We start from the raw sequence: 6081 nt of genomic DNA on the forward strand, positions 1-6081 counted from the left end.
TTCGTAAATAGAGCGGATGTCCTAAAATATCTAAATGACGAACCGTCACAAATTCGCCATGACCATTGAGTTTTTCGATGCGTTTTTTGCATTTGTGACAATGGCCACCTTTTTCTGTGCTTATGATCGTGACGATATAGTGGCCTTTGGTGTCTTGAAAGGCATCTTTAATTTGAATATTCGGTAGATCAAGCAAAAGCTCTATCGCGCGCTTCAGTGACTCGTTTCGCGTTTCGATATCGTCTCCAGATCTTTGTAAGATCATATAATTAATAGATTTTTCGACCTTCCCGGTTCCTACTCAGATCCCAGAGAGCCGAAAATCGCCTTAGAGGATATAGCGGGAGAGATCCTCGTCGGCCGCCAGCCCCGCCAGATTCTGATCCACATAGGCGGCGGTGACGGTCACCGTGACCCGGTCCAGGTCGGAGGCGTTATAGGAGACATCCTCCAGTAACCGCTCCATCACCGTATGCAGACGCCGCGCGCCGATGTTCTCGGTCCGCTCGTTGACCTGCCAGGCGATCTCGGCCAGGCGCCGGATCCCGTCCTCGGTGAACTCCAGATGCACGCCCTCGGTCCCCAGCAGTGCGCGATATTGGTCGGTTAGCGAGGCATCCGGCTCGGTCAGGATGCGCACGAAATCCTCGGTCGTCAGCGCCTTGAGCTCGACCCGGATCGGCAGACGGCCCTGCAATTCCGGAATCAGGTCAGAGGGCTTGGACAGATGAAAGGCGCCGGAGGCGATGAAGAGGATGTGATCGGTGCGCACCGCGCCATGCTTGGTCGAGACGGTACTGCCCTCGACGATCGGCAGCAGATCGCGCTGCACCCCCTCGCGCGAGACATCGGCGCCACCCATGGCTTCGCCGCGCCGAGTGACCTTGTCCAGTTCGTCCAAAAAGACGATGCCGTTCTGCTCCACGTTCTCGATCGCGCGCAGCTTCAGATCCTCATCATTGACCCGCTTGGCCGCCTCTTCGTCCTTGAGGATCTGACGAGCGTCGCGGATGCGCAGCTTGCGACGCTTCATGCGGCCCTGGCCCAGATTCTGAAACAGGCCCTGGAGCTGGCTCGACATCTCCTCCATCCCCGGCGGGGCCATGATCTCGACCCCGAGCGGGGTGGCCGAGAGCTGGATTTCGATCTCCCGCTCGTCGAGTTCGCCGGCGCGCAGCTTGTCGCGGAATTTCTCCCGGGTCTTGCTGCTGGCGGCGGAACGGGTCTCTTCCTCGAAGCCGGACGGCGGGGGCAGCAGCGCGTCAAGGATGCGTTCCTCGGCGGCGGCCTCGGCCTGATCGGCGAGCTTGGCCATCTCCTGCTCGCGGGCCATCTTCACGCCGATATCGGCCAGATCGCGGATGATGGATTCCACGTCGCGCCCGACATATCCCACCTCGGTGAACTTGGTGGCCTCGACCTTGATAAAGGGCGCGTTGGCCAGTTTGGCCAGCCGTCGCGCGATCTCGGTCTTGCCCACGCCCGTGGGACCGATCATCAGGATGTTCTTGGGCGTGATCTCCGAACGCATGGGCTCGGCGATCTGCGAGCGACGCCAGCGGTTACGCAGCGCGATCGCCACGGCGCGCTTGGCGTCGTCTTGACCGACGATGTGTTTGTCGAGTTCCGCGACGATGCGCTGGGGGGTGATTTCGGACATGTCATCGATCCATTGCGCGAAGCGAGAAGATCAGAGCGCAGGCTTCAGATCGCTTCATTTTAAGTGATACAAGGCTGCTGCCACCGACCGCAAACGCGATTGGCCCGGCAACCCAACCAACCGCGGCTCGACCGTTGTCGCCGAGCCGATGCAGCATGAATACCCATCCGCCAGCCATCGCTCATGGTCGAGGATTGGCGATGGAAGACGACGATCCGTCCGAACTGGCCCATGCCTTAGACCGTAGCCCGCGCGCGCCAGGTCGAGATTGCCCAGGCTCCCGGCTGGACTCGCGAGGCGCTCGACCAGTCGCGGCGGGCCGACGTACAACCAAACTTTAACGCCAACTTTGATGTCATAATCCAGATGCGTCAAGGCTTGGACGCGCAGCGATACTACAGTCATGGGGAGCATGCCGCGTCATGCAACGCCGCACTGTCACCCAGCTCTTACGGGCCGACAACCGGACAAGACCGGCAACGCATTCATCATGGAACACCTTGCGCAAGTTCTTCTGCTCCTGGGCGTGGCGGTCGCGGTCGTGCTCGTCTTTCAACGATTGTACATTCCCACCAGTCTGGGCTATCTGCTGGTGGGGGTGATCCTCGGACCCCACACCGCCGGACCGACGGTCTATGTGCCCGAATTCGAGACGCTGGCCGAGTTTGGGGTCGTCTTCCTGCTGTTCACGATCGGCCTCAGTTTTTCCCTTCCCCAACTGCATGCGCTGCGCCACCAGGTATTGGGCCTGGGAACCGGACAGGTCGCATTGACGATGCTGAGCGTTGGAACGGCACTGTGGCTGGCCGGGCTTGCCGCCCCGGCGGCCTTCGTGATCGGGGCCGTCTTCGCGCAATCCTCCACCACCATCATCGGCAGTCTCCTGACCGAGCAGGGCGAGGAGAACAGCCACCACGGCCGTCTCGGACTCGCGATGTCCGTCTTTCAGGACGTCACCGCCGTCCCCTTGCTGGTGCTGATCCCCGTGCTGGGCCTGTCGGTCGCCGCCGATGTCCTCGCCGGCGCGCTTGGCTGGGCGCTCGCCAAGGCCGTCCTCGCGTTCGCGCTGGTGTTCTTCGCGGGCCGCTGGCTGCTGCGCCCCCTGTTTCATCTGGTCGCCGCGCGCCGCTCCGCCGAACTCTTCACGCTCGCCGTGCTGCTGGTCGCCCTGCTGGCCGCCTGGACCACCAGCAGCCTCGGTCTGTCGTTGGCGTTCGGGGGCTTTCTGGCCGGGATGATGCTGGGCGAGACGGAGTTTCGTCATCAGGTGGAATCGACCATCCGTCCCTTCCGCGACGTGCTGCTCGGCCTCTTCTTCATCGGCATCGGCATGCGTTTCGATCCGCTCGCGATCCCGCCCATCTGGCAGTGGGCGCTCCTCGGCGCCCTGCTCATCCTGACGAGCAAGATCCTGATTGTCGCCGCGCTGGTGCGCCGCACCGGACTGGATGCCCAGGTGGCCTGGCGCACGGGTTTGCTGCTGGCGGTCGGCGGCGAGTTCGGATTCGCTTTAATCGTCATCGCGCTCGATGCCCAGGCGATCGACGCACCGCTCGGTCAGATCGCGATGACGTCCGTTCTCCTCTCGATGGTCGTGGGCGCCCTGCTGATTCGTTTCAATCGGGTCATCGCGACCTGGCTGGCGGGATCTGCGCGCGGCGACGCGCCTGGCCTGCCCGACGCGCCGCTGGCGCTCCCCGAGCAGCAAGTCGTGATCGGCGGCTATGGACGGGTCGGACATACCATTGCGGTGCTGTTGAAAACCAGCGGCGTCCCCTTCATGGCCTTCGACACCGACCCGAAGCGGGTGGCGCAGGGACGGTCGGACGGTCACGCGGTCCTCTATGGCGACATCGGCGACCCGGAATTGTTGGTCGCCATCCAGGTCAAACGGGCATCGCTGGTGGTGATTACCGTCGATCAGGCCACGACCGCCTTGCGGGCCGTTGCCTTCCTGCGCGACACCTGTCCGCATGTCCCCGTCATCGCACGGGCACGGGATCTCGAAACGAGTTCGCGGCTCATCGATGCCGGTGCCACCCACGCCTATCCGGAGGCGATCGAAGCGAGCCTGCGTCTGGGGGCGACGGCCCTGCGGATGCTGCGTGTCCCGGTCGACGACGTCGATCTCATGCTCCAGGAGGTGCGCGATCGGGATTATCGACCCGTCCTCGAACCGGAGGGGGACGCGTCGATGTCGGCAATGCGCGACACCCATCGGCCATTGGAGCGGACAGATTGATTCATGCGCGCCGTCGCGCGCGAGCCAATCGGGGAGGAACCCACATGAAACGTTTCAAGAACATCCTCTACGTGATCGCCTCTGGAGACCTGGACACCTCGGCATTCGCGCGGGCAATCTCGCTCGCGGAGAACAACCAAGCGCGGCTCACCCTGGTCGATGTCATCCCGTCCAGCGTGGCCGGGACACCGATGTCAGGCGATGAGCCATGTCCGCTCGACACGCCAACGACAGCGATCAGCAGCCGGATGGATGCGCTCGCGTCCCTGATCGAACCTTTCCGGTCGCGGCTCGATGTCCATGGCGAGGTGCTCACGGGAAGCGCGAGCGCGGCCATCGTGCGCGCCGTGCTGCGCCAGGGGTATGGCCTGGTGATCAAGCCCATCGATCGTCCGAGCTTTGTCGAGCGTCTGCTGGGCGGCGAGGACATGAATCTGCTGCGCAAGTGCCCCTGTCCGGTCTGGCTGACACAGCCGTCGGAACCCTCCGATTACAAAACCATTCTGGCGGCGGTCGACGTCGATCCGGATGACGTCGACGGTATCGAGCCGGGACTCAATCAACAGATCTTGGCTCTCTCAAGTTCGCTAGCGCTGTCCGACTTCGCCACGCTGCACCTGGTCCATGTCTGGGATGCGCCCGGTGACATGATCATACGAACACGCAGCGAAAGCCCGGATGCCGTCAGCATGAGCTATCTCAATGATGTGCGCTTACGTCATGAAGGCGGACTCGATCGGCTAACCAAGCAGCTCAAGGCGCACCTCGGTCCCGATGCCTATGACTATCTCGCCCCGCGCGTCCATTTGCGTCAGGGCATGGCGTCCACCGTCATCCCCGAGATGGCGGAGCAACTGCGGGCGGATCTCGTGGTCATGGGGACGGTCGTGCGGACCGGCATCGCCGGATTCCTGCTCGGAAATACTGCGGAAGCCATGCTCAATCGGTTGAAGTGTTCGCTGCTCGTCGTGAAGCCGCCCGGTTTCGTGAGCCCGATGGCGCTTGAGGAGCCATCATCCGACACCTGACGGATTCGCCATCGTTCAACGCTCGGGATGCAAGTCGTCAGTCACCGCGTCCAGTTCCTCAAGCACCAGATTGTGATTGGTATAGATGCAGATGTCGGCGGCGATATGCAAACCCTTCTCGACGATCTCACGCGCGCCGAGGTCGGTGTTTTCCAAGAGCGCGCGCGCGGCGGACTGCGCGAAGGCGCCACCCGAGCCGATCGCCATGAGATCATGCTCCGGTTCCACCACATCGCCGGTGCCCGAAATCATCAACGACGTGGTCGCGTCGGCGATGCACAGCAAGGCTTCCAGACGGCGCAGCATACGATCGGTGCGCCAGTCTTTCGCCAGTTCGACCGCCGAGCGCGTCAGATGCCCCTGATGCTTTTCGAGCTTGCCCTCGAACCGCTCGAACAGGGTAAAGGCATCCGCCGTGGCGCCGGCGAATCCGGCCAGCACCTGCCCCTTATAGAGTCGGCGCACCTTGCGCGCGTTGCCTTTCATGACCGTCGCGCCCAGCGAGACCTGACCGTCGCCGCCGATCACGACTTTGCCGCCACGCCGGACCGAGAGGATTGTCGTACCGCGAAAATTTTCCATCGTGAACCTGCATGGCCGAGTTGAGTGCGTCATTCTATCCGATCCCTTCTCCACGGTGTCGCGCAGCCGCGTCTGAGGTGCTGCTTGGTACTAAAGTGGACCCCGAAAACCGGACAATAGTTTAAGCTTTCGCAAATCAAAAGGGGCAAAGGAAGATGGGCGAAGCAAAGCGCACGAGTGACACGGCGACCTTCAAGGCGAAGGTTGGCTTGGAGGCGATCCGTGGGGTCAAAACGGTGAACGAGATCGGGCAGGAGTCCGGGGTGCATCCGGCGCAAGTCGGGCAATGGAAACGGGAGATCCAGGAGGGAGCAGAGGGGCTGTTTGCGAAGAAGCGTGGACCGAAGACGCCGGAAGGCCCAGGGGATGCGGAGGGGCTCTACACCGAGATCGGGCGGCTGAAGGTCGAGTTGGATTGGCTGAAAAAAGTGGCTCTCTAGGATCTCAGTAGATAATATATTTCTTTAAAAACAGTAGAATAGGCGCGCCTCACCAAAAAGCATCGCCCCTATGGCAATCGGCGCAAAAAACGCAAGCCTTTGATTTTTAAGCATACAAACGATAACCAA

At 61.9% G+C, this 6081-nt stretch carries 5 protein-coding genes and 1 pseudogene; 3 read left to right on the forward strand and 3 right to left on the reverse strand.

Translation table 11 applies throughout. The features are described 5' to 3' along the window. Together QZY07_RS05450 and hslU are read right to left on the reverse strand one after the other, a co-directional pair. A partial coding sequence (locus QZY07_RS05450; RefSeq protein ID WP_295400452.1) for a hypothetical protein occupies positions 1-265 on the reverse strand: 265 nt, incomplete at its 3' end. A gap of 63 nt (positions 266-328) precedes the next feature. Then, positions 329-1660 carry an ATP-dependent protease ATPase subunit HslU gene (gene hslU, locus QZY07_RS05455; protein ID WP_295400454.1) on the reverse strand — a complete coding sequence of 444 codons (1332 nt, stop codon included), beginning with the start codon at positions 1658-1660 and terminating at the stop codon, positions 329-331. A gap of 490 nt (positions 1661-2150) precedes the next feature. Between hslU and QZY07_RS05460 the strand changes: the two genes are divergently transcribed. Next, complete coding sequence (locus tag QZY07_RS05460; protein ID WP_295400456.1) at positions 2151-3902, forward strand: cation:proton antiporter; 1752 nt, start codon at positions 2151-2153, stop codon at positions 3900-3902. Positions 3903-3946: 44 nt separating this feature from the next. Next, positions 3947-4930, forward strand: coding sequence for a universal stress protein (locus QZY07_RS05465; RefSeq protein ID WP_295400458.1), 984 nt, complete (start codon positions 3947-3949; stop codon positions 4928-4930). A 15-nt stretch (positions 4931-4945) separates the two neighbouring features. Here the strand turns inward: QZY07_RS05465 and hslV are convergent, their stop codons facing one another. Further along, positions 4946-5512, reverse strand: coding sequence for an ATP-dependent protease subunit HslV (hslV, locus tag QZY07_RS05470; protein ID WP_295400459.1), 567 nt, complete (start codon positions 5510-5512; stop codon positions 4946-4948). A gap of 155 nt (positions 5513-5667) precedes the next feature. On the opposite strand from hslV, the pseudogene QZY07_RS05475 reads away from it, so the two are divergent. Continuing rightward, positions 5668-5940 (forward strand): annotated as a pseudogene (locus tag QZY07_RS05475) (helix-turn-helix domain-containing protein); the annotation flags it as partial. Between the last annotated feature and the right edge of the window lie 141 nt (positions 5941-6081).

The organism is uncultured Thiocystis sp., from assembly GCF_903866365.1.
In the GTDB taxonomy this organism is placed as follows: domain Bacteria; phylum Pseudomonadota; class Gammaproteobacteria; order Chromatiales; family Chromatiaceae; genus Chromatium.